Annotated in this window: 23 protein-coding genes and 1 pseudogene; 12 read left to right on the plus strand and 12 right to left on the minus strand. The window is 64.9% G+C overall.

Annotated elements, in window-relative coordinates:
- Positions 1-9: 9 nt before the first annotated feature.
- Positions 10-843, minus strand: coding sequence for an SDR family NAD(P)-dependent oxidoreductase (locus G7068_RS04680; RefSeq protein ID WP_205881346.1), 834 nt, complete (start codon positions 841-843; stop codon positions 10-12).
- Between the two features lie 238 nt (positions 844-1081).
- Here G7068_RS04680 and G7068_RS04685 point away from each other — a divergent pair, with 238 nt between their 5' ends.
- Positions 1082-2722: an amidohydrolase gene (locus G7068_RS04685; RefSeq protein WP_166289609.1), complete on the plus strand. Its 1641-nt coding sequence runs from the start codon at positions 1082-1084 to the stop codon at positions 2720-2722.
- Between the two features lie 38 nt (positions 2723-2760).
- The gene (locus G7068_RS04690) at positions 2761-3072 is read left to right on the plus strand and encodes an EthD family reductase (RefSeq protein ID WP_166289612.1); all 312 of its coding nucleotides are present in this window, start codon (positions 2761-2763) and stop codon (positions 3070-3072) included.
- Positions 3073-3098: 26 nt separating this feature from the next.
- Here the strand turns inward: G7068_RS04690 and G7068_RS04695 are convergent, their stop codons facing one another.
- Genes G7068_RS04695 through G7068_RS04715 form a run of 5 tightly spaced genes read right to left on the minus strand, consistent with a single transcriptional unit; the run spans position 3099 to position 8835 of the window.
- Positions 3099-5408, minus strand: a complete 2310-nt coding sequence (locus G7068_RS04695; RefSeq protein WP_166289615.1) for an arylsulfatase — start codon at positions 5406-5408, stop codon at positions 3099-3101.
- Positions 5409-6203, minus strand: coding sequence for an ABC transporter ATP-binding protein (locus G7068_RS04700; RefSeq protein WP_166289618.1), 795 nt, complete (start codon positions 6201-6203; stop codon positions 5409-5411).
- Positions 6200-7036: an ABC transporter permease gene (locus tag G7068_RS04705; protein WP_166289622.1), complete on the minus strand. Its 837-nt coding sequence runs from the start codon at positions 7034-7036 to the stop codon at positions 6200-6202. Before G7068_RS04705 ends, G7068_RS04700 begins: the two co-directional genes overlap by 4 nt.
- Positions 7036-7815: an ABC transporter permease gene (locus tag G7068_RS04710; protein ID WP_166289625.1), complete on the minus strand. Its 780-nt coding sequence runs from the start codon at positions 7813-7815 to the stop codon at positions 7036-7038. Before G7068_RS04710 ends, G7068_RS04705 begins: the two co-directional genes overlap by 1 nt.
- A 9-nt stretch (positions 7816-7824) precedes the next feature.
- Complete coding sequence (locus tag G7068_RS04715; protein WP_166289628.1) at positions 7825-8835, minus strand: ABC transporter substrate-binding protein; 1011 nt, start codon at positions 8833-8835, stop codon at positions 7825-7827.
- A 202-nt stretch (positions 8836-9037) separates the two neighbouring features.
- Between G7068_RS04715 and G7068_RS04720 the strand changes: the two genes are divergently transcribed.
- Entirely contained in the window at positions 9038-9646 is a 609-nt protein-coding gene (locus G7068_RS04720) for a TetR/AcrR family transcriptional regulator (RefSeq protein WP_166289631.1), read from the plus strand.
- A gap of 50 nt (positions 9647-9696) precedes the next feature.
- Here G7068_RS04720 and G7068_RS04725 read toward each other — a convergent pair whose 3' ends face one another.
- The gene (locus G7068_RS04725; protein WP_166289634.1) at positions 9697-11265 is read right to left on the minus strand and encodes a GMC family oxidoreductase; all 1569 of its coding nucleotides are present in this window, start codon (positions 11263-11265) and stop codon (positions 9697-9699) included.
- Between the two features lie 269 nt (positions 11266-11534).
- Between G7068_RS04725 and G7068_RS04730 the strand changes: the two genes are divergently transcribed.
- Positions 11535-12131, plus strand: a complete 597-nt coding sequence (locus tag G7068_RS04730) for a TetR/AcrR family transcriptional regulator (RefSeq protein ID WP_166289637.1) — start codon at positions 11535-11537, stop codon at positions 12129-12131.
- On the opposite strand, the gene G7068_RS04735 is transcribed toward G7068_RS04730, so the two are convergent.
- A complete protein-coding gene (locus G7068_RS04735) occupies positions 12128-13111 on the minus strand; it encodes a methyltransferase (RefSeq protein WP_166289640.1) in 984 nt (327 codons plus the stop codon). The two genes, G7068_RS04730 and G7068_RS04735, sit on opposite strands and share 4 nt — an antisense overlap.
- 184 nt (positions 13112-13295) lie before the next feature.
- Between G7068_RS04735 and G7068_RS04740 the strand changes: the two genes are divergently transcribed.
- A complete protein-coding gene (locus G7068_RS04740) occupies positions 13296-14045 on the plus strand; it encodes an alpha/beta fold hydrolase (RefSeq protein ID WP_166289643.1) in 750 nt (249 codons plus the stop codon).
- Between the two features lie 5 nt (positions 14046-14050).
- On the opposite strand, the gene G7068_RS16575 is transcribed toward G7068_RS04740, so the two are convergent.
- The 3 genes and pseudogenes from G7068_RS16575 to G7068_RS04745 all read right to left on the minus strand — a co-directional run bounded on the left by G7068_RS16575 (position 14051) and on the right by G7068_RS04745 (position 15039).
- On the minus strand, positions 14051-14182 hold the full coding sequence (locus G7068_RS16575) for a hypothetical protein (RefSeq protein ID WP_280116213.1): 132 nt from the start codon (positions 14180-14182) through the stop codon (positions 14051-14053).
- 21 nt (positions 14183-14203) lie between these two features.
- Positions 14204-14341 (minus strand): annotated as a pseudogene (locus G7068_RS16580) (aldo/keto reductase); the annotation flags it as partial.
- The gene (locus tag G7068_RS04745; RefSeq protein ID WP_280116214.1) at positions 14284-15039 is read right to left on the minus strand and encodes an aldo/keto reductase; all 756 of its coding nucleotides are present in this window, start codon (positions 15037-15039) and stop codon (positions 14284-14286) included. The pseudogene G7068_RS16580 and the gene G7068_RS04745, both read right to left, overlap by 58 nt.
- Before the next feature lie 139 nt (positions 15040-15178).
- On the opposite strand from G7068_RS04745, the gene G7068_RS04750 reads away from it, so the two are divergent.
- Positions 15179-15916: an SDR family NAD(P)-dependent oxidoreductase gene (locus G7068_RS04750; RefSeq protein WP_166289646.1), complete on the plus strand. Its 738-nt coding sequence runs from the start codon at positions 15179-15181 to the stop codon at positions 15914-15916.
- Between the two features lie 17 nt (positions 15917-15933).
- Here the strand turns inward: G7068_RS04750 and G7068_RS04755 are convergent, their stop codons facing one another.
- A complete protein-coding gene (locus G7068_RS04755; RefSeq protein WP_166289649.1) occupies positions 15934-17379 on the minus strand; it encodes an amidohydrolase in 1446 nt (481 codons plus the stop codon).
- Positions 17380-17506: 127 nt separating this feature from the next.
- Between G7068_RS04755 and G7068_RS04760 the strand changes: the two genes are divergently transcribed.
- The 6 genes from G7068_RS04760 (at position 17507) to G7068_RS04785 (ending at position 24382) form a co-directional block, all read left to right on the plus strand.
- On the plus strand, positions 17507-18625 hold the full coding sequence (locus G7068_RS04760) for a zinc-binding dehydrogenase (protein WP_205881347.1): 1119 nt from the start codon (positions 17507-17509) through the stop codon (positions 18623-18625).
- Between the two features lie 43 nt (positions 18626-18668).
- Entirely contained in the window at positions 18669-19634 is a 966-nt protein-coding gene (locus G7068_RS04765) for an aldo/keto reductase (RefSeq protein ID WP_166289652.1), read from the plus strand.
- A gap of 2 nt (positions 19635-19636) precedes the next feature.
- On the plus strand, positions 19637-20614 hold the full coding sequence (locus tag G7068_RS04770) for an alpha/beta hydrolase (RefSeq protein WP_166289655.1): 978 nt from the start codon (positions 19637-19639) through the stop codon (positions 20612-20614).
- A complete protein-coding gene (locus G7068_RS04775) occupies positions 20607-21641 on the plus strand; it encodes an alpha/beta hydrolase (RefSeq protein WP_166289658.1) in 1035 nt (344 codons plus the stop codon). Before G7068_RS04770 ends, G7068_RS04775 begins: the two co-directional genes overlap by 8 nt.
- On the plus strand, positions 21638-22876 hold the full coding sequence (locus G7068_RS04780) for a multidrug effflux MFS transporter (RefSeq protein WP_244304679.1): 1239 nt from the start codon (positions 21638-21640) through the stop codon (positions 22874-22876). The genes G7068_RS04775 and G7068_RS04780 overlap by 4 nt, the downstream gene beginning before the upstream one ends.
- Before the next feature lie 93 nt (positions 22877-22969).
- A complete protein-coding gene (locus tag G7068_RS04785; RefSeq protein WP_166289661.1) occupies positions 22970-24382 on the plus strand; it encodes an aldehyde dehydrogenase family protein in 1413 nt (470 codons plus the stop codon).
- Positions 24383-24595 lie beyond the last annotated feature (213 nt).

Genomic DNA, 24595 nt, shown 5'->3' on the forward strand with positions numbered 1-24595 from the left:
GAGGGGAAACTACATGCCCGCGTGTTCAAACGCCACGGTCGGCAGGTCAACGATGTGCGCTCCGCCGTCGGCGACAAGCACGGAGCCGTTCATGTAGGACGACTGCGGAGATCCAAGAAACCGCACGATCGAGGCGATCTCGGCTGGCTCACCTGGACGCCCCAGCGGCACGTCACGGGTCACGGCGGCGTACCCGGCTGCCCGATCCGCAATCTCGGGTGCGTGGCTCGCAAACTCGTCCATCTCGGCATCGGCCATCGGTGTGCGCACCCAGCCGGGGCAGACGGCGTTCACCCGCACTCCGTGCCGACCGTAGTCGCGCGCCAGCGAGCGGGTCAGACCGATCAGCGCGTGTTTGCCGACGGTGTACCCGGCCACGGATGGCCCAGCAAAGAGACCAGCGAGCGATGACACGATCACGATCTCGCCCCCGCCGACTCCCCCGTCGGCGTCGCTCAACAGAGCAGGTAACGACTCGCGCGCCATCACAAACGCCGTCGACAGGTTCACCTTGATAGCGGCATCCCAGTCGTCGTCGCTCGTGTCGCCGACGGCCGCAAACCCGTGGCCACCCGCGTTCGCGACCAGCACGTCAATCGTGCCGAAGCGCTCAACGATTTCGGCCACCGCGGCACGCGCGGACTCGCCGTTCGAGGCGTCCGCAACAACAGCGGTTGCCCCGATCCGCGATGCGACTTCTTCCAGCGGCTCACGTCTGCGGCCCACCACCACAACCGTTGCCCCTTCGCTCGCGTAGCGCTCTGCTACTGCGGCTCCAATACCGGTTCCCCCACCGGTAATCACCACGACTCGCCCCTGAACGTCGCTGTTCTGAGTACCCATGTGCATCCTTGCTCTTTGGTTTTGTGGATACGCGGCCGGTAAGGCCCCGTCCCCTCATCTTCGCGCGATCCCACCGCAACGGCGAGCAGCCGAGCGCTCACGGCGAAGCGTCTTTCGCCCAGAATCAACGCGGAGCATCAAGCGCGCAGCACCCACACACAACACCCGGGCTGAGGCCCCTGGAATACTGAGGATCAACCGTTCCGCAGACAACTTCCCATTTTGAACGGAGTCAACGATGACCCAGACCCCAGCAGACCTCATCTTTACCAACGCCCGCGTCTACACCGCCGACGCGACGCAGCCCTGGGCGGAGGCAATCGCGCTCAAAGATGGTCGCCTAACCGCCGTCGGCAGTGCCACCGAGGTCGCCGGGCTCGCTGGCGCCAACACCGAGATCCGCGATCTCAACGGCGCCTTCCTCATGCCCGGCCTCATCGACGTGCACAACCACCACTTTCTCGCGGGCAAGGAGGAGCTGTACGAACTGCATGTGCCAGCTGGTGCGTACCTCGACGGCATTCTCAGTGCGGTTCAGGATCACGCGGCGTCTCTGCCAGCAGACGCCTGGGTTGTGGGAGGTCCGTGGGCGAGCGATCGCATCGGCGAGATCAACTCAGTTGAAGCGCTCAAGCAACTCGATGAAGCAGCTGGCGGCCGCCCGGTCATGCTCTCCGACGATTCGCACCACAACCGCTGGGTCAACTCGCGCGCCATGGAAATCGCGGGTGTCGAGGCCGGGCAACACGGGGTTGTACTTGACGAAAACGGCCACGCGACGGGTGTGCTGCTCGAAGCAGCGGGACTGCCGGTGGCGAAAGCGCAACAGGCCGCCGGAGCGCTCACCCCCGAGCAGGAGCGGCGATCCGCCCAGCGCGGCATCGAGATCCTCAATTCGTTTGGGGTCACGGCGTTTCAAGATGCCGGAGTCTCCACCCATATTCTTGAGGCGCTGCGCTCGCTCGACGCGGCGGGCGAGATGAACTCCTGGGTGGTCAGTTCGCTGCTGATTAACGACGAGATCTTTGGGTTTGAGGCCATCGGCGACGACCTCGTCTTCGACGGCGAGCGCTTTCGCACCGAGCACCACCGCCCCGACTTTGTGAAGATCTTTCTCGACGGGGTGCCCCCAACCCGCACGGGTGCGTTCATCGAGCCGTATCTGTCCGACGACGTGCACGGCGCCCACTTTCACGGTGACACGCTGCTCGACCCGGCCGAACTCACCGACTGGCTGCGCCGCGTCGCGGACGCCGGGCTATCCGCGAAGGTGCACTGCACCGGTGATGCCTCGGTGCACACCGTGCTCAACGCCGTCGAGACGCTGCGAAACGAGGGCTACACCGAACCGCGCTACCAGGTGGCCCACGGCCAGTTTGTGCACCCCGACGACATCGCGCGCTTCGGTCCGCTCGGGGTCTCCGCCGACATCTCGCCATTCATCTGGGTGCCGGGCCCAATCGTTGAGGCGATTCGCCAGGTACTGCCGCGCGAGCGCGCCGACCAGATGCAGCCGAACCGCGCGCTGATCGAAGCGGGAGCGGTCGTGGCCGGCGGTTCCGACTGGCCGGTGTCGCCTTCCCCTAACGCGTGGGAGGGCATCCACGGCCTCGTGACCCGCGAGGATCCCAGCGGCGCCTACCCCGGCACCCTGTGGCCTGAGCAGGCGATCACACTCGACGAGGCCATCGCGGCCTTCACCATCAACGGCGCCGAGGCGATGGGGCTTGCCGACGAGACCGGCTCTCTTGAAGTCGGCAAATCCGCTGACTTCGTGCTGCTGGATCGCGATCCTTTCGAGCACCCCGAAACTGAACTCGTGCAGACGACGGTCACCGAGACCTGGTTCGCGGGCCGCCGAGTGTTCTCGCGCGACTAGCCCCGCGATCCCACCCCGCCACAAAAGGAGCAGTCAACATGCACAAACTCATCGTGCTCTACCCCGAGCCCACCGACCGCGCCGCCTTCGAGGCCTACTACCGTGAGGTACACCTACCGCTGTGCGCCAAACTGCCGGGTGTGCAGAGCATCAGCTATTCGCTCGGGATCACCCCGCCCGGCAAGGGCCCCTACTTCGGAGTGTTCGAGGCCAGCTTTGCCGACGGGGCCGCTCTGGGCGCGGCCATGTCATCGCCCGAGGGCCGGGCCGTCGAGGCCGACGTGGCGAACTACGCGACCGGTGGGGCGACGGTGATCACCTACCCCGCGACGGCGTTTCCTGTCGGGTAGGCAAAGTCGCCCGAGTAGCCCAGTCCTTAGTCCGCAATCTCCGCAACAGCCTCGCCAATGCTGCGCAGCACGGTTGTATCGTGCCGCGACCGCGCACCCGGCACCACGCAGATCCGCTCGATCTCGGCACCCGTCAGCCGGTACGAGCGGTGCCGCTGGTGCAGCTCCCAGTCGACGGGACCACCGTAGTCGTAGCCGACGCTGATGCCGGTAAACGGTGCCATGCCGAGCAGCATGGGCACACGCTCAATGACCGCGTCGGGCACACCATCGACCTCAAGACTGAGCCGCCATCGCAGCTCGGGGAGCTCGTCGACCCGCAGCGTAATCTCGTGCGCTCCTGATCCGAGCGCGGCACCGCGAGCGCGGTGCATGTCACCGTAGGCGTTGTAGCTCAGCAGCAGGCTGCCGCCGTCGAGTGCGAGCAGATACCCACCGCCCTGATCGCCGTGGGCAAGCAGCACCCCCGCCCCGCCGTCACGCACAGTTAGATCAATCTCCACCCGAAACGACCGCAGCACGGTCAGCTGCGCCGAACGGAAGCGCTCAAGCGGCGGTCGGAATGGCACGAGCGTCACCGGTTCCGCAAACGCCGCCTCGCTCGCAGGGCGGGTGGTGTGCAGCGAGCCGTCATCATCCAGCGGAAAGACCGCGTTGTGCCAGGCCTCCTCGCGCCATCTCTCGGCAAGCTCGAGTGTGCGCACGGGGTAGGTCTCCGCGAGATCCTGCGTCTCGGTCGGGTCGGTCGCAAGGTTGTAGAGCTCCCAGCTGCCACCAGCACCGCCCTCGGCACGGGTTGGCGGCACCGGAGACACAGCCTTCCAGTCCCCGTCGACCAGCGCACGGCGACCCACACACTCGAAGTACTGGGTCTCGCGCCCCTCGGCCGAGGGGTTCTCCAGGACATCCACCACGCTGCGTCCGTCAGGATCCTGCGCGGGCACTCCATCGCGCCGCGTCAGCGGAGCAACACCGGCGAGCTCAAGAATGGTCGGTGCGAGGTCTGAGACAAACACAAACTGATCGCGCAGCCCGCGCGCCCGTGCCGGGGCAGACGGCCACGACACAATGAGCGGAGCGTGGACCCCGCCCTCGTAGGTCGAGGATTTGAAGGAGCGGAAGGGTGTGTTCGAAACGCGCGCCCAACCAACGGGGTACTGGCTGAAGAGCTGCGGACCGCCAATGAGCTCGGGATCGCGCGGCACGTCTCGCACCCAATCATTTGGTAGGTGGGTGCTCACACCAAACTGCGCAAAGTAACTGCGGGTGCCGCTCGACCCGCCCTCGGCGGTACCACCGTTGTCGCTTGTCAGCACGATGATGGTGTTGTCGAGTTCACCGAGTTGCTCCAGCTGGGCCATGAGCCGACCGAGGCTCTGATCGACCTCATCGACGGCGGCCGCGTAGACCTCCATGTGCCGAGCGAAGAGTTCCCGCTCTGCGGCCTCGAGGCTGTCCCACTCCGGGATCCGATCGCAGTCTGAAAGTGCCTCACTCGGCAGGGAGGCATGCTGCGGCACGATACCAAGCTCGCGCTGCCGTGCGAAGCGGGCCTCACGCAGAGCATTCCACCCGGCCTCGTAGCGTCCGCGGTGCCTGTCAATATCAACACGCTTCGCCTGAATCGGCCCGTGTACCGAGGTGTGCGCGAAGTAGAGAAAGAACGGCTTGCGAGTATCGTTCACCCGCAGCTCGTCAATCATGCCGAGCGACTCCTCGACCAGCTGGTCGGTAAGAAAGTAGTCCTCGGCAAACTCCTGCACGTCGACCACCGAGTTGTCTCGCACGAGGCGGTGCGGGTGGTGCAGCGAGGTGAAGCCGTCCATGCTGCCGAAGTAGCGGTCGAAGCCACGTTGCAGCGGCCACGACGAGCGATCCGCGGCGTCGTGCAGTCGCGATTCAAGCGTCAGGTGCCACTTGCCAACCATAAACGTGGCGTAGCCGCCCGCTCGCAGCGACTCCGCGAGGGTCGGGGCGTCGGCGGGCAGCTCGCACGTGAATCCCGGGTAACCCGGATCCGTGTGGGCGACGTATCCGAAGCCCGCGCGGTGCGGATTCAGCCCGGTGAGCAGAGCCGCTCGCGCGGGCGAGCACATGGGCGCCGTTCGGTAGTTGGTGAACACCCAGCCGTCGTCGGCAATACGGTCGACGTTTGGGGTGGGAATCTCGCTGCCAAACGGCCCCAGGTCGCTGAAGCCGAGATCGTCAACCAGCATCACGATGACGTTGGGAGCCCCCGGGGCGGCCTGCGCGCGAGCTGGCCACCAGGGTGTCGACTCCGACACAAACTCGGCCGCGCGCCCCCCAAACGACTCGTAGCCGCGCCGCGCTTCCACCTAGCCCGCCTTCCGAATGAGCTCGAACACGGCGGTGCGTAGCTCGGCAAACTCGGGCCGCGAGCGGGTCACAATCTGATCCCGCGGTTCACCAAAATCGATGTCGATAATCTCGGTGACACGAGCCGGCCGCTCCCCCAGCACCACAACACGATCCGAGAGGTAGACGGCCTCATCGATATCGTGGGTCACGATGACAATCGTCATGCCGAACTCTTCGCGAATTTTGAGGCACAGATCCTCAAGCTCGAACCTTGTCTGCGCGTCGACCGAAGCGAAGGGCTCGTCCATAATCAGCACCTCCGGCCGATACGCGATGGCGCGGGCGATCGCCACACGCTGTTGCATGCCGCCGGAGAGTTGCCACGGGTACTTCGCTTCAGCCCCAGCGAGTCCGACCGCTTCGAGGGCCGCGGTGATCCTCGCCTCGCGTTCCGCCGCGGGCAGCCGCAGGTGCTTCAGCGGCAGCCGCACGTTTTTCTCCACGGTCAGCCAGGGCATCAGTGAGCGGGTGTACTCCTGGAACACCAGCGCCATTTCTTCGGGCGGGCCGTCGATCTGCTTGCCGTCGATGCGGGCCGATCCTGAAGTGATCGATTGCAGTCCGGTCAGACACTTCAGCAGCGTCGTTTTGCCGATGCCGGAGGGGCCCACAATGCAGGCGATCTCCGCCGTGCGCACGTCAAAGGTGAGATCGGCGATGACCTCAACCGGCCCCTTTTTGGTGTCGTAGGTCTTTGCGAGCCCCGCGACGCTCAACCTCACGGGGGCGTCTGCGAACGAGGATGCGTTCATAGGTTCTTCTCCTGCTGTCGAATGGCGATGTACCAGCGCAGCACGCGGCGCCGGAAGAGTGAGAGCAGTGCGGTGGCGGCATAGCCGATCACACCGAGCACCAAGATGCCCACCCACATGTCTGTGATCATGAATGACTGCTGTGCGAGCAACGTGCGAGCCCCAAGGCCCTCCGACGAGCCGAGCATCTCGCTCGCCACCATCACAACAAACGCGGTAATCAGGCTGACCTGCATGCCCGAGAGGATGCGCGGGCTGGCCTCGGGCAGTGCAACCGAAAAGATGCGATCCCACCAGCCGAGCCGGTAAATCTTGCCCACCGCGCGCCGATCGGGATCAACGGCGTGAATGCCGTCGATGGTCGAGATGAGCACTGGAAAGACCGCCGACAGGGTGATCGAGAGGATGCGCGTCTCGTTACCGAATCCGATGAGCGCAACAAAAATCGGCACGAGCGCAACGGGCGGGATGGCCCGAAAGAAATGGATCGTCGGCTCGAGCAGCCACGACAGCCAGCGCACAGTGCCGAGCAACAGGCCCAGCAGCACCCCGATGACGCAGGCGAGCGCAAACGAGAGCGCCAGGTTACCAACCGAGGATCCCACATCTCCCCAGAACGCGGGGGTGCCGAGCAGCGTGACGAACTGGTTCAGGATCGCCTGCAGCGGCGGAAAGAATGTGTTCGTCGAGCCGGCCGAAACGATCCACCACAGAGCGAGCAGCAGGATCGGCACTAGTATCTCTGCCCCGATGAGCAGCCACCGCGGCAGACCACTGCGCCGCTGGCGACGCGCCTCACGCGTGCGAATAAGAACGGTTGAGGTTACCGACATCACACAACCTGCTTTCGATATTGGGGGTGCCAGTGCAAGAGGCGACGCTCGCCCCACTGGCTCAGGCCCTGCACGATCAGCCCCAGAATGCCGAGGATCAGCACGTACGCGAAGAGTTGATCCTGGTTACCCGTGATCTGCGCGAGCAGCAGGCTCTGACCGAGCCCCGGGCCACCACCCAACAACCCGGCAACCACTGCCACGATGAGCGCGGTGGGGGCCGCCACCCGCACCGCCGTGCCAATGTAGGGCAGCGCGCTCGGCAGCACTACACTGCCAAGAATTTCGGATCGGCTCAGCCCGTACGAGCGGGCGGTTGCCGTGGCGACGGGATCCGTGTCGAACACGCCCGCCGACGACTGCACCACAATCGACACAAAGCAGCCCATAAACACGAGGAACACCCCCATGCCGCTGGTTGGCCCAAGTACGAGCACCACGATGGGAAGAATAACGATGGGCGGGATCGGCTTCAAGAACTCGAGCGGGATCCGCGTCGCGTGCATGGCGAGCGGCGAGACCCCGATCCCGATGCCCAACGCCACACCGGCAACCGTCGCGATGACGAGTCCCAGCAGTGCCATGTACAGGGTCTCCCCCGTTGCCGCCCACATCGCGGGGGTGGCAAGCAACTTCGCGAGGGCACCAAGGGCATCTGTGGCAGAGGGCAGCGGTGACTCGCTCAGCGGGCCCACCGTGGCGGCGAACTGCCAGAGGCAGATCGCCGCCACGACGCCGAGAGCGCCGATGCCGTACTGGAGCAGTCGAGATTCTCGCATGGCTGTGAGCTAGTCCTTCAGAATGACGCCGTCGAGATCGACGGGCTTTGCCAGGAAGCCGAGCTTCACCATCTTTTCGTTCGGACGATTGAGGTCTTCAATTACAACCTCTGTCGGCCACACCGGCAGCTTGACCTGGTCGATGGTCAGCTTCGACTTGGTGTAGTCGAGACCCGCCTGGATCGCCTCGTCGGCGTGCGCCGTGGCATACTCGTTCGACTTCACGATCGCCCGCTGGAAAGCGGCGATGGCGTCGGGTTTCGCCTCGATGGTGCTGGTGCCTGCGACCCACAGCCCCGTTGCGCCCTCCTCAAAGAAGCCAACCGAGGGCGCCGCGAGCTGCACCGCGCCGGCGTCTTCCGCCTCGGAGGTGAAGGGGTTCACCAGGCCCGCCGCGTCAACTGTGCCACTCTTGAGCGCTGCCACGGCCGAGGTGAAATCGAGCACGACCCACTTCACACCCGTGGCCGGGTCGATGCCGGCCCGCTCCAGTTCGTCCGCGATCACAACTTCAAGCTGAGCCTTGCGCGCGGGGATCGCGATCGTTTTACCCCCGAGCCCTTTGACGTCGGTGATGCCGCTCGCGGCGCTCGCGAACAGGCCGGTGTCGTCCAGTTCAGCGGGATTCGCTGCCTGAGCGGAACCGGGAGCATAACCGTCAGCCGCACCAACAACCTTGAGAGGCACACCCTGGCTGAGTGCGTTGAGCAGCGGAATGCTCGGCGAGTAGGCGATGTCGACCTGTCCACTCTGCGCTGCCGCGAGTCCGGCCGGGGGGTTGGCAACGATCGAGGTCTCGATCTTGAGGCCCTCGTCTTCGAAGAATCCCTGCTTGATGCCCGTGATGAGGCTGCCGTCGGAGGTGAGTCCGATCGTTGCGACCTTCAGGGTGGTGAGCTCTTTGCCTGACGCAGACTTACTCGTGTCTGCGGCGGTATCGCCCGAACTGCACGCGGAGAGCATGAGGGCCGCGGCGGGGATCAGCGCGAGCGCTGCGATAAGGCGTTTGGGTTTGTGCATGAACGACTCCTTCGTCGGGGTGGGGTGGCGTGGATCCCCAACCACTTCGTTTAATCACCAAGTGGTGACTAAAGAATAATCGTTCCGCTGCCCGCAAAGATCACGGAGAGATAACGATTAATCACCAACTGGTGACGAAAAACCAAATGAGCTTCAGCGCACGCTCGAAATGCCTACACTCAAGTAAGAAGTTAGGAGACGCATGCCGAAGATCGTTGACCACGATGAGCGTCGCGCGCACATCACCGAGGCCGTCACAAACATCATCATTCGCGACGGCTTCGATCGTGTCACCATGCGTGAAATCGCCGCCGAAGCTGGGTACGCCCACGGCGCCATCGCCCGCTACTTCCCCGACAAACAGAGCCTCTTAACCGCAGCCTTCCTTCACGTTTTTCTCGGCGCCCACGACCGCATTCTCGCCCGCACTGCCGGATCGCGCGGCCTCGCTGCCCTCGGCCTCATGTCGCGCGAACTGCTCCCCTTCGAGGAGATGGGCTCGGAGATCTCGCGCGTGGTGCTCTCCTTCTGGGATCGCGCCGCACAAAACGCCGAGCTGTGGCAGCTGCACCACGAGTACATCGTGCAGCGTCGCGAACTCATCCGTCAGTTTCTCACCGAGGCACACGAGGACGGCGAACTCGCAGGCAACCTCGACATCGAAACCGCGGTCAATCAGGTCGCCGCACAAAACGCGGGCTGGCAGATGATGGCGGTTCTCGTACCCGAGTCCGCCACCACCGAGAACCTGCAGGCCAGCATCGACGCGATGCTGGCTGGTCTGCGGGCTCCCGTTGCCGAGTCCCGCTAGCGCACTGTTACTTCCACACCGCGCTAGCGCACTGCTACTTCCACACCTCGCTAGCGCTCCCCCGCCAACACAAACTTCGCGCCGAGCTCACCGATCAGGATCGCGGGCGCGTTGGTGTTGCCCGTCGTCACGCGCGGCATGATCGAAGCATCAATGACCCGCAGCCCATCAACACCGTGCACCGCGAGGCGCGGTGAGACGACCGCCTGGTCGTCGACGCCCATCTTGCAGGTGCCAACCTGGTGGTGGTAGGTCGCAAGGGTTTCGCGCACGTAGTTCACGAGGTCTTCCCCGTCGCCAATTTCGGGGCCCGGGTAGACCTCTTTGGCACCCCACTCACCTGCGAGCGCCTCCTGGCGACCGATCCGCCGACACTGCTCGACCGAGGCAACGAGGGAGGCCACGTCGTCCTCGTGCCCGAGTGCGTTGAGGTCGATGAGCGTGGGGTCCTCGGGGTTCGGGCCCGACAGTTTGAGCGAACCGCGGGCCTGTGGGGTGACCAGACCACCGAGCAGCGAAAAGCCATCGCTCGAGCGCGGCTCAAGGTACTCGCCGTACATCGGCACCGAAAAGTGGATCGGCTGCGTGTCGGGTCGGTCGAGGCCCTCGCGGCTCTCCCAGAAATGGTGGGTCTGCGTGACCGAGACCCACGGCTGCGGCACCCCAACCGGCTTCTCCGTCTCAAAGATAACCGGGGCCAAGAAGTGATCGTGCAGGTTCTTGCCCACTCCCGGCAGGTCAACCACGGACTCGATCCCGATCTCGCTCAGCTCATCAGCCGGGCCGATGCCAGAGCGCAGCAGCACACGGGGTGAGTCGAGGGCACCCGCTGCAAGAATCACCTCGTCGGCAAACAGCTCACGCGTCTCGCCGTTCTGGGCAAAGCGCACGCCGCTCACACGGGGCGCCTCGTCAGATCCCTCCGCGCGATCCGCGAAGATCAGCTCGTGCACCCAGCACCCGGTCTCAACCGTCACGCGATCCCGCACCGGCTTGAGATACGCCATGTAGGTATTCAGTCGCCGACCATTGATCGCGGTGATCTGCTGCTGCGAGATGCCCTCGAGTGTTGCACCGTTGTAGTCGGGGTTGCGGGGCAGCCCCTCCTGCACACCGGCGTCGATGATCGACTGCTGGATCGGCGTGAGCTCGTACTCGTCCGTCACGTCGAGCAGCCCGTCGGTGCCGCGCAGCGCGGGATCGCCGTTGCCGTGGAAGTTCTCGATCGCCTTGTAGACGGGGAGCACGTCTTCCCAGGCCCAGCCTTCGTTGCCGAGCGAGGCCCAGTGGTCAAAATCAACGGGAGAGCAGCGCACCCAGATCATGGCGTTCAGTGCGTGGGATCCGCCGAGCACTCGACCGCGGGGCAGGTGGATGCGGTGGCCGTTGGCGCCGGGCTGCGGAACCGTGCGGTAGTCCCAGTCATCGGGGCTGTGCCACAGCTCGGGCATGCGAGCGGGGTCGTGGATCGCGGGATTCGTGTCCTCGCCACCCGCTTCAACCACGGTGACGCTCACACCCGCGTCAGCAAGTCGGCGGGCGACAACGGCCCCGGCCGATCCTGCGCCAACAACGATGACACTCTTCGGCACCGACACCTGTTCAGACTGCTCCGACATCGAGATCTCCTTTCGGGGCGCGGCACCATCGCCGCACACTTGTTTCCAGAATTCCACTCGCGCGCGCGAGGGTCGAGCGCAGCTTCAGGGCGTGCACTGTAAGCCAAGCAGAGAGCCCTCGGGAACAAGACGAGCTTTTGAACTAAACAGTTAGTTATTGCACCTAACTGCCGTGAACAATATGCACACAAGCAATAAGAATCCGAAAATTATTAGTTTTTTCGTCTACAATTGCAGATATTAAGGACCGTTTTCCCAAGGATGTGACCGTGCCAAAAATCATCGATCACGACCAGCGGCGTCGCGATATTGTCGAAGTCACCTGGAAGCTCATAGTCGAAGGCGGAATCGAAGCCGCGACAATGCGCGAAATTGCTTCTCGCGCGGGGTTCGCTAATGGAGCACTCAAACACTACTTCCCGGGCAAAGACGCCATCGTTCGGGGCGCCTACGAGAAGTCTCTCAAGAGCCTCGATGAGCGGCACGCGATTCACGTTGCGGGCCTGCGCGGCATCGAGGGGCTTGAGCGATCGGTGCGATACACGCTCCCGATCGCCCAAGAGGATGCGATCGCGGCCCGGGTGCTGATCTCGTTCTGGGAACGCTGTGCGTTCAGCACCGAACTCGATCAGGACTACGACGAGCACCTCATCGACTGGAAAAAAGGAATGATGCAGTACCTGCGCGAGGGGCGCGAAGACGGCGACATCATCACCAAGACACCCGACGAGCAGCTGACAAACGAAATCATCACGATGAACATCGGTGCCACGGTGATGCGCGTCGTCAGCCCTCGCCTTTTCAACCCCGACCTGCTCCAGGCCCAGGTCACCGACTTTATCGCGCGGCTGCGGCGGGTTGACTAACCCGCGCTGACCGCGGTGGCAACAAGCACACGTGGGCTTCCCGGCAGTGCAACCATGCGCTCCACCTGCCACCCTGTCGCTTCGAGCCACCCCTCAACCTGATCGACCGGGTACACGACGGTCCCGTCGATATTGAAGTACTCCCCCGCGTGCAGCGCGTCAATACGACGCTGAGCCGGGTCGTTGTCGAGGAAAAAATCGAGCAGCATCAACGTAGCTCCCGGCGCTGCGGCCTCGCGGGCCGCCTGCAGGATCTGCCGGTTCTGCACCTCGTCGAAACGGTGCAGCACGTGAGTGAGCAGCACGAGGTCGTGCTCACCACCGGGTTCCGCGGTTTCGGTGTCCGCCGTCTCGATGGTCGTGCGGTGCGCGAATCCCGCCTGCTCAGCGTCAGCGGCAATTGATCCCGCCATGTCGGCGGCATACACAAAGCGGGTGTGCAGCTCGGGGTTTTGCGCCATTGCAGCCAGAGAGAACCCGGCCGCCAACCCGCCGAAGTCGAGGGCGCTGCGGTAACCCGAAAAATCGAAAGCCCTGCCAAACTGCTCGGCATGCAGGGCGTTGTAGGTCATCACGCCGTTCATGAAGTCGCCCCACCCGTCCTCGTCGAGATCGAGCACTCCAGCGTTGTCAGTGTCGACGGTGTGGTCGTAGCCAAGCCACTGCTTGAAGCTAATGTCTCCGAGAAATCCGATGAACGGCGTGAGATCAACCTCGCCCGCGCCGCCAAGATAGGTCGCCGCATCTTCCGCTAGCGAGTACTTGCCGTCCACCCGCTCAAGCAACCCGAAGGAGTTCATGGCGTCTGCGAGCGTGCGGACCTGGCGCTCAGCGCGCTGCGTGGCGCTTGCGATCTGCGCTGCTGTCTGGGGGCCGTCGGCAAGAGCCTTAAACAGGCCAATTCGAGCCGCAGCATCTAGCTGCTTGGCTCCCATGAAGCCAATTGCGATGTCGACGATACGTTCGGGGGTAGCTGCCATGAGGGTGTCCTTGAGGTGTAGGGCCGCCCTGCAGATGCGGGACAGCGATGTCCGGTTTCTCTACTTGCGGGAAACTCTACAACCGTAGACAATAAATGTCCAGCGCAGTAGAGTCATGCTAATCGCTCTCCGCCGAACATAAAAACACTTTTGCGCACCCCAGCGCACAGCAGAAAGGGCCACCATGCCGCTCAGCTTCCGCCGCTTTCCCACCGCCAAGCAGGATCGGCCGCCAGTGATACTGCTGCACGGTTTTGCATCGAGCGCGAGCGAGGATTACCTCACCACAGGCTGGGCAAGGTCACTCAATGCGGCCGGCCGATCCGCCATCGCCATCGACCTCCCCGCCCACGGCAACAACCCCCCGCTAGCCTCCGCCAGCGAGGCAGCCACCTCGGCCACGGTCTCCGCGATCCTCGAGACAATCGACGCCGCGATCTCACCCGAATCCGAGGGCGCGGGGTCCAGCACAGCCGAGTTTGACGTCATTGGCTATTCACTCGGCGCGCGGCTGGCCTGGGAACTCCCGCTGGCTACTCCGCGCGTGCGTCGCCTCGCACTGGGTGGGCTGAGTCCGATTGAGCCATTTTCAGCCATTGATCCGGCTGAACTTCGGGGAGCACTCACCGGCACCGCACCCCAGAACCCGCTCGTCGGCATAATGGCCAACCTCATCTCGACCCCCGGGAAAGACACCGCATCACTCGAACTTCTCATTCAAGGGCTCGCCGCAGAGCCCTTCACGCCGCAGCGCGGGGGCCCGCAGATCCCCACCCTCTTCGTAGCCGGCAGCAGCGACGCACTCACGGAGGGCATTGACGACCTGGCCGCGGGGCTGCCCCGCGCCTCGGTGACCCGAGTGCCCGGGGATCACCGCGAGGCCCTCGACAGCGCCGAGTTTCGCTCGACGGCAATCGAGTTTCTCGCGGAATAACACCGCTACGAGTTCCACACTCCATCGGGGCGCACCTCGCGGTCTAACCAGAGCTCGGCCGTAACCTCGCGAAGTCGCTCCGCCCCAACCGCCTCCAGCAGCGCTATTGCTCCGAGGTTATCCTCGAGCTGCCGCACGCTCGACGCGCCAAACAGCACGTTGGCGGTTGCCGGATTGGCGAGACAGAACGCAATTCCGAGCTGCGCGGGTGACGCACCGAGGGAATCGGCGATCCTCTTTACCCGGGGATACGCAGCAACGATGCGCTCGCGAATCCCACCGACATCGGCACCAATTTTTCGTTCGGGGCGGAGCTTTCCAACGAGAATTCCCCCTCGAACGCATCAGAGGCCTGCAGCGCAAGTGTGCCATCGCCGAACCACTCGCCGTAATAGGAACCCTCCGCCATACTCCGCCGCACGAGGCCATACTTCAGCTGCGCAAAACTCGGCGGGGTGAGCGACTCCTTCTCAGCCGTATCGAGCGCCAGCTGCAGGGCCTGAGCGGGCCAGTTATTCACGCCCCAGCTCGTAAAACTCCCGACGTCCATCTCCGCCTGCACGTCTCGCACCACCTGCGCGATGTCGACGTCCCCCACAAAATCGCCCACCACAACGGTTTCGAACGACTCCGGCCCTCCCCTGCCAGCTCCGATTCGGTCCAGCGAAACACGCATCTGCTCGGCAAAACCGGTCTGCGGGTACTCCCACAACCAGAGCTTGCCGCAGAGCTGATAGGCCTCGCGGGCAAGGCCAATCTCGCGAATCGCTTCACCAAAGAGCAGGTCGGTGCGCGAGGCCTCGGCGTGCGGCCCCATGTTGTAGTAGGCCACGTCAAAGAACCCGGCACCAAGATCAACCGCGCGTTGAATGAGCGCGAGGCGATCCTCGAACTCCATTCGATCCCAGATATTCCAGGACCCGAGAGCCACAACCGGAACGACGGGCCCTCCCGGCCCGAGCTGACGAACGGGAACCTCTACTGCGAGTGTCACGGGTGCCTCCTTGCACGGGACGCGGCTTGAGTGGATCTCAAACCGCAGTATCGACTTTTATTTTCTACGTTCGTATAATATCAGCCGTGAGGATCTTCTCACCACCAGGCGCATCTCACCATCAGACATTGGAGTCACCGTGACCACACCCCGCACCATTCTCATCACCGGCGGCGCAGGCGGAATCGGCCAGGGCATCGCCCAGGCCTTTCTCGAAACCGGAAACCGCGTTGTTCTCGCCGACTCGAACGCGGAAGCGGTGCACAGCGCCGCCGCCGCACTCGGAGCCACCGCGCTCCCCCTCAACATCACTGACGAGCGAGCCGCTGCCGCGGCGTTCAAGACATTCGAGGCCTCGGGTGGCATCGACGTGCTCGTCAATAACGCGGGCATCCTGTCAGTGCACGGCGCCGTAACTGACCTCGAGGCCAGCGCCTTCCGCGCAATTCTCGATGTCAACATCGTCGGCACGTTTGCCATGACGCAGGCGTTTGCCAGGCACCGCATCGCCGCGGGAGGCGGCGGCGCCATCGTCAACATCTCCTCGATCGGCGGCCGCCAACCAACTCCCGGCATGGGCGCCTACGAGTCAAGCAAGGCTGCGGTCGACTCAATCACCCGCTGGGCCGCAATAGAGCTTGCCACCCACGGCATTCGGGTGAACGCGGTCGCCCCTGGTCCCGTGCTCACCCCAATGCTGCAGCAGGGCATGCCCGAGGGATCCGCCGAGCGCGCGGCGTGGGCAAACAGGATCCCGCTCGGCAGCCTCGCCGAGGTGGGCGACATCGCCCCCGCGGTCGTTTTCCTGGCCAGCCAAGGAGCCAAACACATCACAGGGATCAGCCTGCCGGTCGACGGCGGGCAGCTGCTCACGTAAACCCACCCCGCGGCGCGCTAACCCCGCTCGAACACCACCCTCCCGTCGAGCACCGTCAGGTCAACTGCAACCTCCGGCAGCCCGGCAGCGCCCGCGGCAAAGGGATCCTCCGCGAGCACCACCAGGTCAGCCACCTTGCCAACCTCCACGGTCCCCTTCCAACCGGCCGCGCGATCCTGCTGGGCGGGGATCGCGGTGTAGGCGCGCAGCAGTTGATGCAGGCGCGCTCGCCTGGAGTCGGCATCACACAGAGCACCCGAGGCCTCAATCCTCGCCTCAGCATCGGCGATTCCCCGCCGCCAATCGAAACCCAGCACGGGGGCGTCTGATGACAACACGAGCACACCGGCCGCGAGCGCATCGGCGTACCGCCACGCCTCGGCGGCAACGTCATCGCCCAGGGCAGCCGCGAGCCAGCCCACGGTTTGGGCCGCAACCCCCGACTGGGCGTTGAGCCAGATGCCAAGCTCGGCCATGCGCTCGATCTGTTGCGAAGTGGCGAGGTCGCCATGAATGACCGTGTGCGCGAGCTCGGCCGAACTCAACGCACCCGGTTCGGCGGCGGCCTCCGCAATCGTGTCGATCACCAGTTGGATCGTGCGATCCCCCGTGGCGTGCACCCCGAGCTGCAGCCCGGCCAGGTGCGCCGCCCGAACCATCGCCTTCAGGCCCGCGGCCTTTTGCTCGATCGTGTCCGCCGAGATGAGCAGATCACCGTGTGTGCCGTCATCGTAGGGGTGATCGGTCCAGGCCTGGCGCATGGGCGGAATAAGGTCTCCGAATATTTTGACCCCCGAGATGTTCAGCCACCTGGGGTCAGACTCCGCTCGACGCCGCACTTCCTCTCGAATCCCCGCCAACACCACATCCAGGTCACTTGGACCATCAAGAATTCCGTACAGCGTGAGCAGGGTCACCCTCTGCAGCAGCGCCCCCTCGGCGGCGAGTTCGCGATACACGTCGATCACTTCACTGTGAAAGCACCCCGTCTCACCGTGGTTCTCCCCCGGACCAATACCGGGCTCGGTGTAACTCGTAATTCCGAGTTCGGTGAGTAGCCGCGAAGCCCTGAGGATCGCGGCGCGGCGCCCGGCCCGGTCGCTGACGAGCGGCCCCGAGACCTGGGCGGCTGCCTCGGGGTCAGGCGCGCCAAAAAAGGTGTGCGGCCAGCGCGCGCCGAGCCAGCTGCCGTGCAGGTGCGAGTCGTTAATTCCGGGCATCAGCGTTCGCCCGCCAAGCTCAATGACCCGCGTCGAAGCCCCAATCCAAACCTCAACATCTTGCGAGCTTCCAACCGCAACGATGCGCCCATCGCACACAGCAACTGCCTCCGCGCGGCTATCAGCCGCGTCGAGCACAAGCACCGATCCTCCGCGCAGCACAAGGTCTGCGCTCCCCGTCGTTTCCGCCGAATTGCTGGGTTCTACCTGGTCAACCAGTGCGTGTTCTGCGCGCCGCGTCATTGCTACTCCTTTGGGCAGTGCGACCGCAGAAGTGGCACTTCCGTTTTCGGTCAACGTATGTAGAATAAAAGCATATCCCGGCACCACGCAACGACGCCAAGCCGGATCGACCAGGAACGGAACCTCAATGACGATCCCTACCTCTTCCCTCGCTGCCGTACTCACCGAGCACGGTGAGGCCCTTGAACTCCAGCAGCTCCCCCTCCCCCAAACAGTCGAGCCGGGAGCCGTGCTCGTGCGCATCACCTGCACCACCCTGTGCGGCACCGACATTGAGATCTGGGAGGGCAAGATGACCTTCCCCGGCATGCTGCCGATGGTGCTCGGCCACGAGATGGTGGGTGAGGTGATCGCCGTCGGAGACGGTGCCAACGATGCACTCGGCGATCCAATTCGATTGGGCGATCGCATCGGCTGGTCTGAGTCGGTGTGCGGCGAGTGCTTCGGCTGCACGGTGCTGCGCCAACCCGTCGCGTGCACCAAGCGCGGCTACGGCTTTCTGCAGCGCTCTGATCGCGCTCCGTTCGCCACCGCGGGCCTCTCGGAGTACGCGTACGTGACCCCGGGCGCCCAGAAACTGCGTCTCCCCGACGAGGTGAAAGACACCTGGGCCTCGGCCGCCGGGTGCGCGGCAAAAACCGTGCTGCGCGCCTTCGACCGCGCAGGCGGGGTTCGCGCCGGATCCACCGTTGTGGTGCAGGGTTCCGGGGCCCTCGGGCTGTTCGCCACGGCAGTCGCCAGCATTTCGGGCGCGGGCAACGTGATTACCGTCGGCGCACCCCCCTCACGCCTCGCGCTCGCGGAACAGTTTGGGGCGACCCACACGGTTGATATCGCGGACGGCTCCGAGGCGACCATCGCCCGAGTTGCCCAGATCACCGACAACCGCGGTGCCGATCTCGTGCTCGACTTCGCGGGCGCGCCCAGCGTCGGACCCGAGGCAGTCGCGATGGCTGCCCAGCGCGGAACCATCACGATCGTCGGCTCGACGGGGCCAACGGGTGAGCCGATCCCCCTGTCTGCGATCATGGGCAAGGAACTCACGGTCGTCGGATCTCTCAACGGTGACGTTTCCGACTACTACCGCTCAATCGAGTTCTTTCGAGTCTTCGCGGAGCGCTTTCCCTGGGACGAGCTGTTCTCGGAGCCCTGCGGCATTGAGCAGGCGAGCGATCGCATCGCGAACATGCACCGGCTCGGTGAGGTGAAGGCCGTCATTGATCCGCGGCTCACTTCGCGCCTCTAACCCGTCGAGACCGTCATCCAACCCCATCATCGGAAGGACAACCATGCACACCGCCACCGTTCCCCGCCGCCGCATTGGCCAGAGCGCGCTCGAAGCCTCGGTCTTCGCACTCGGATCCTGGCACGTTTACGATCGCATGCACTTTGAAGACGCCGTCGCTCTCGTGCGCACCGCCGTCGAGCGCGGCATCAATCTCTTCGACGTAGGCGTTTACGGGGTACCCGAGGGGCCGCCCGCATTCACCGACGTGTTGTTCTCCGCCATTGTGCGGGCCGCGGGCATACGGCGAAGCGACTACCTGCTGTCGGAAAAGCTGTGGTTGGAGGGGTGGGATCACGACGCGGGGTTCAGGCCGCAGCTTGAACGGGCACTGTTTCGGATTGGCTGTGCACACGCGGATCTCGTGATTCTCGGTGATCTCCGCCGGGATGACGTCGCCCTACGCGACATTGTGTTGAATCTCGCTGAGCTGCGGAGTGCCGGTCTCATTCGCGCCTGGGGCGTCAACAACTGGTCGGCCTCGAACATCGCGGCCTTGCTCGACATCGCCGCTGCCGAGGGGGTCGCGGCGCCCGAGATCGCGCAGCTGAAGTACAGCGTGTCGCGGCGCTCGATTCCCGACGGTGAACCGTTTGCGGCGCTGTGGCAGCGGGGGCTTTCAATGCAGGCCTCGGACGTGCTTGAGGGTGGGTATCTCGCGGGTAAGGTCAGCACAGGGCGTGAGGTGGGGCGAGACCCGGGCGGGATCCGGCAGCGCATCATCGACGACGTGCCCGGTTTTGTGGCGCTGGCAGAGCAACTGGGCGGCACACCGGCGCAGCTGGCGATCGCGTTCACGCTCACCCATCCAGCCACGGCCAACACCCTCTTTGGCGCGTCGAGCGTTGCGCAGCTGGAGTCGAATCTCGCGAGCCTGGAGCTGCTCGATCGGATCGGAGCCGACACCATCAGGGCCCGCGTCGAGCCGTTCTGGGCCGATCGCGACCTCGTCAACCCGGAAGGACCATGAACATGAGCATCACACCAGTCCCGTTCGACCCCGAAGTAACCGTTGCGCTCGGCCTCGTGCCTGTTTCGCCGCCACTGACCATTGAATCACTGCAGTTGGCGCGCAGCGGTGGCCCGGGTTTTCCCGACAGCGCAGCGGCAACCGCTGGCACCTCCGTCGTCGCCGAGGAGCGGATCATTCCCGGCCCGGCCGGGGCTCCCGACCTCGAAATCACCGTGTTTCGTCCGCGGGATCCGAACCCGGGTCCACTACCGCTCCTCGTGAACTTTCACGGCGGCGGCATGATCGTTGGCCACAGAAGCTGGGAGCACAGTCGCGTCATCGATCTAGTCGCCAGGCACGGCGTCATCGGCGTGAACGTTGAGTATCGCCTTGCGCCAGAGCATCCGTTTCCGGCGGGAGTCGAAGACAACTACGCCGCGACGAGCTGGGTTGCTGCCCACGCAACGGAGCTGGGCGGCGATCCCGACCGACTCGTGGTGATGGGCGGGAGCGCGGGCGGTGGTTTCGCGGCGGCCGTTTCGTTGATGGCGCGCGACCTCGGTGGCCCGGCGATTGCAGGGCAGCTGCTGCTCTGCCCGATGCTCGACAACACCAACACAACCGTGGCGTCGCAGCAGTACGACGGCATCGGCACCTGGCAGCGCGACGCGAACCTGCTCGCCTGGCAGTGTGTGCTCGGAGAGCGGCTGGCTTATTCGAGCGACGCCCCCGCCTACGCGGCGCCGTCACGGGCCGCTGACCTCGCAGGTCTGCCACCCGCGTTTATCGAGGTGGGAGCCGCCGAGATGTTCCGCGATGAAGACATCGACTACGCGAACCGTCTCTGGGCAACGGGCGGCGAGGCCGAACTGCACGTGTGGTCGGGCGGCTGCCACGGCTTCGACATCTACGCCCCCGAGAGCGAGATTGCCCGCGCGGCGCTGGCCTCGCGTGATTCATGGCTTCGCCGGATCCTGTTGGGAGTCGGCGATGCATGAGGATCCCTCGTCGCGGACCCGCTATCGCGCGGCTAAACCCGCCACCAGCCCGGCTCCGGTCCCGTACGATCCCGAACTCGTTGCGGGTTTGGAGGCCTTCATTGGCCTCGTGGAGCAGATCCCGCTGCGCGCCCACACCATCCTCAAAAACCGCGCCCACTTTGAGACGATCATTCCCTCGATCGAAGCACAGACCGAGGGGCGCGCGGTGAGCTGGTCAGACCGCGTGATCCCCGGGCCTGAGGGTGCACCCGATGTCGCCGTGACCATCATTACGCCCTCGTCTTCGCGCACCCCCGCTACGTCGCCGAAGCCCGCCGTACTCGGGATTCACGGTGGTGGTTACGTGCTCGGCACGCGCTTCTTTGCGACGTCGGAACTGATCGATCTCGCCGAGCGCTACGGCGTCATCGGCGTTGCGGTCGAGTATCGACTGGCCCCCGAGCACCCGGCTCCCGCGGCGGCAGAGGACTGCTACGCGGCACTGAGCTGGATGGCAGAGCACGCCGCAGAGCTGGGCATCGATCCGGCACGGCTAGTGGTCTCGGGGGCATCAGCCGGGGGTGGGCTCGCGGCCGCGGTCTCGCTGATGTCGCGGGATCGGGGCGGGCCGCACCTTGCCGGTCAGCTCTTGAATGCCCCGATGATCGATGATCGAAACTCATCGGTATCGAGCTGGCAATACGACGGCCTGGGCGCGTGGGACCGGAACAACAACGACACCGGGTGGAATGCAGCGCTGGGTTCAATCCGCGGCACTGACCGTGTGCACCCGCACCAGGCTCCCTCCCGGGCCTCGAATCTCTCCGGGCTACCAGCCGCTTTTCTGGAGGTCGGCGCCGCCGAGGTGTTTCGCGAGGAGACCATTGTCTACGCCAGCCGCATCTGGGCCGCGGGAGGCGAGGCAGAATTGCACGTCTGGTCCGGGGGCTATCACGGCTTCAGCGGTTTCTCCCCCGACGCGGTCGTTTCTCGGGCAGCGCTAGAGGCGCGCGACAGCTGGTGGCGACGGATCCTCACCCCATGAGGCGCGGTGGATCCGGGCCAGCCAGCCGCCCGCCCTCCGGAGGCAGGCCGATGGGTCTACTCCGCATCACCCTCGTGCTCGGCGCACTGGAGGCATTTGGCCCGCTCTCGATGGACCTCTACATGCCACAGCTACCGCAGCTCGCGCGCACCCTCGACACCTCGGACGCGCTGGCCCAGGCAACGATGTCGGTGTGCATGATCGGGCTCGGGATCGGGCAGCTCATTGCCGGGCCGCTCTCCGATCGATTCGGGCGCAAGCCCCCACTCGTGACCGGTGTGGTGCTGTTTGCGGTGCTCTCGGCAGTGTGCGCCTTTGCCCCGACGATTGAGGTGCTGCTGATCGCGCGTCTGCTGCAGGGGCTCGCCGGGTCCGCGGGTGTTGTTATCAGCATGGCCGTGGCGCGGGATCTGTTCCACGGAATCGAACTGTCGCGGATGCTGTCGCTCCTCGCGCTCGTCACGTCACTCACGCCCATCATCGCGCCGGTGATAGGCGGGCAGTTGGCGCGAGTGATGGACTGGCGCGGTATCTTTCTTGTGCTCGCGGGTGTGGGTGTGGTGCTGGTGTTGGTTGCGCAATTCGGGCTCCGGGAGACCCTCGTTGAGGGGCGGCACTCGGGCGGGGTGCTTCGCACAACGGGCGGTCAGATTGCCGTCGTGATGCGGGATCCCCTGTTCGTAGCACTCATGATCGCGGCCTGCCTCAGCGGCGTCGCCTTCTTCTCGTACCTGTCGATGTCGAGTTTTGTGCTGCAGGGAGAATTTGGGCTCACACCCCAGCTCTTCAGCCTGGTCTTCGCGTTTAACGCGCTGGCGCAACTCGGGGGTGCGCAGGTGAGTCGACTCTGGGTTGCCCGCCTCGGCACACTGCGCATGTACTTGACCGGGCAGGTCGCGGGAGCCGTGACCGCGGTTGGTCTGCTCGGAGCGACCCTGCTCGGAGCGCCCGGTCTCGTGGTGATCGTGTTGCTGGCCCTGTATCTCGGGGCCGCAGGCCTCGGAGGCCCCAACGGCACGACCCTCGCGCTGGGTAGTCACGGAGCGCGGGCTGGGACCGCGTCGGCGCTGTTGGGCATGGCAATGTTCACCGCGGGAGCCGTGGCGGCGCCGGTGGTATCCGCTCTTGCGGGCACCTCTGCACTCACAATGGCGGCCAGCATCACGGCGGGTGCGATACTCGCCGCGGCGCTGGGACTTGTGGTCGTGCGGCGCCGCGCACGCGACGAATCGTGAGTGTGCTCGAATCGTCAATCGAGCTTCCGCACGAGTCAAGCCATTGTTATGGGCGCGGCATAGGGTGGATCTATAACTCGAAGTGGAGGACCTATGAATACCTACGAAAGCCTGCTCGCAGCAATTACGCCAACCAGTGGCGAAACCCGCGAGGTGTTTGATCCCGCAACCGGTGAACTCATTGGCACCGCGCCCGTTCAAGATGTCGCCGCTCTCGAAGCGACCATCGACAAGGCCGTCGCGGCGCAGGTGTCTTGGGCCGCGCTCAGCGATGACGAGCGACGCGGGTACCTACACAAGGCCGCCGACGCGATCGAGGCTTCTGCCGAGGCGCTCGCTGAACTGCTCTCGCGCGAGCAGGGCAAGCCCCTGAACGGGCCGAACGCTCGCTTCGAGGTTGGCGGTTGTGTTGTGTGGACACGCACCCCCGCCGACACTCCCCTGCCCGTCGAGGTGCTCGTTGACGACGACTCCGGCTACGCGGAGATGCACTACCGTCCGCTGGGTGTCGTCGGGGCGATCTCGCCCTGGAACTGGCCGATGATGATCTCCATCTGGCAGATCGCCCCCGCGCTTCGCATGGGCAACACCGTCGTCATGAAGCCGGCCGAGACGACCACTCTTTCCGTCGTGGCGCTCATCGCCGTCATGAACCAGGTACTGCCCGAGGGCGTCTTGAACGTCGTGCCGGGCCCCGGCAGCACGGTCGGCGACGCGCTGACCCGCAGTCCGAAGATCAACAAGATCATGTTCACCGGCTCGACCCCGGTCGGCAAGCGCATTATCGAGGCATCCGCGAACAACGTCACGCGCCTCACGCTTGAGCTCGGCGGCAACGACGCCGGGATCGTGCTGCCCGATGTGGATCCGAAGGCCATTGCAGAAGACCTGTTCTGGGGCGCGTTCATCAATACCGGCCAGACCTGTGCCGCGCTCAAGCGCCTCTACGTGCACGATTCCGTCTACGACGAGGTCGTTGCCGCACTCGCCGACGTCGCCGCGAAGGTTCCCATGGGTGTTGGGCTCGAGGAGCAGAACGTGCTCGGGCCGCTGCAGAACCGCGCCCAGTTCGACGTGGTCGATCGACTCGTTGAGGCCGCGAAGGCATCGGGAGCGCGCGTTGTGCTCGGCGGCGATCCTGACCGCACTGCCGTCGGCAACTTCTACCCGACGACCCTGATCGCAGATATCGACCCGCAGAACGAGCTCGTGCTTGAGGAACAGTTTGGACCCGCACTGCCGATTATCCGTTACACCGACATCGACGAGGCGGTGCGCCAGGCGAACGCGCTTGAGGTCGGCCTTGGCTCGTCGGTGTGGTCGTCGGATCGCGCGAAGGCTCTTGAGGTGGCAGCTCGCCTGCAGGCCGGGACCACCTGGATCAACTCACACGGTGGCCTGCACCCGATGATCCCGTTCGGCGGGGCGAAGCAGTCGGGCTACGGTCGGGAGTTTGGCGTCGAGGGCCTGAAGGCCGTGGCCGAGCCCCACGTCATTAGCGGGTAGTCGCGCTCGGCTCCGGGCTGGGGTGGCCCTGCCCGATCCCGCCTGATCCCGCCCGGTCTCGGCCGGCCCCGACCCCGGCTCCGTCGAGCGCCCAGGTAACCGACGAGCGGCCCCTTTTCCGACGCGTTGGCAAGGGGGCCGCTCGTCGGTTACCTGGGCGCTCGTGCGCAGAGGCCTGATCGACACTCACCACCGTCGATTAGCTCACAGGGG

The organism is Leucobacter viscericola, from assembly GCF_011299575.1.
Lineage (GTDB): Bacteria > Actinomycetota > Actinomycetes > Actinomycetales > Microbacteriaceae > Leucobacter > Leucobacter viscericola.

Coding starts and splice junctions, on each gene's coding strand:
- G7068_RS04710 (WP_166289625.1), bottom strand. CDS start 7,815: ATGCGAGAATCTCGACTGCTCCAGTACGGCATCGGCGCTCTCGGCGTC.
- G7068_RS04735 (WP_166289640.1), bottom strand. CDS start 13,111: ATGGCAGCTACCCCCGAACGTATCGTCGACATCGCAATTGGCTTCATG.
- G7068_RS04740 (WP_166289643.1), top strand. CDS start 13,296: ATGCCGCTCAGCTTCCGCCGCTTTCCCACCGCCAAGCAGGATCGGCCG.
- G7068_RS04690 (WP_166289612.1), top strand. CDS start 2,761: ATGCACAAACTCATCGTGCTCTACCCCGAGCCCACCGACCGCGCCGCC.
- G7068_RS04680 (WP_205881346.1), bottom strand. CDS start 843: ATGGGTACTCAGAACAGCGACGTTCAGGGGCGAGTCGTGGTGATTACC.
- G7068_RS04715 (WP_166289628.1), bottom strand. CDS start 8,835: ATGCACAAACCCAAACGCCTTATCGCAGCGCTCGCGCTGATCCCCGCC.
- G7068_RS04760 (WP_205881347.1), top strand. CDS start 17,507: ATGACGATCCCTACCTCTTCCCTCGCTGCCGTACTCACCGAGCACGGT.
- G7068_RS04780 (WP_244304679.1), top strand. CDS start 21,638: ATGAGGCGCGGTGGATCCGGGCCAGCCAGCCGCCCGCCCTCCGGAGGC.
- G7068_RS04775 (WP_166289658.1), top strand. CDS start 20,607: ATGCATGAGGATCCCTCGTCGCGGACCCGCTATCGCGCGGCTAAACCC.
- G7068_RS04785 (WP_166289661.1), top strand. CDS start 22,970: ATGAATACCTACGAAAGCCTGCTCGCAGCAATTACGCCAACCAGTGGC.
- G7068_RS04765 (WP_166289652.1), top strand. CDS start 18,669: ATGCACACCGCCACCGTTCCCCGCCGCCGCATTGGCCAGAGCGCGCTC.
- G7068_RS04720 (WP_166289631.1), top strand. CDS start 9,038: ATGCCGAAGATCGTTGACCACGATGAGCGTCGCGCGCACATCACCGAG.
- G7068_RS04700 (WP_166289618.1), bottom strand. CDS start 6,203: ATGAACGCATCCTCGTTCGCAGACGCCCCCGTGAGGTTGAGCGTCGCG.
- G7068_RS04725 (WP_166289634.1), bottom strand. CDS start 11,265: ATGTCGGAGCAGTCTGAACAGGTGTCGGTGCCGAAGAGTGTCATCGTT.
- G7068_RS04755 (WP_166289649.1), bottom strand. CDS start 17,379: ATGACGCGGCGCGCAGAACACGCACTGGTTGACCAGGTAGAACCCAGC.
- G7068_RS04685 (WP_166289609.1), top strand. CDS start 1,082: ATGACCCAGACCCCAGCAGACCTCATCTTTACCAACGCCCGCGTCTAC.
- G7068_RS04770 (WP_166289655.1), top strand. CDS start 19,637: ATGAGCATCACACCAGTCCCGTTCGACCCCGAAGTAACCGTTGCGCTC.
- G7068_RS04705 (WP_166289622.1), bottom strand. CDS start 7,036: ATGTCGGTAACCTCAACCGTTCTTATTCGCACGCGTGAGGCGCGTCGC.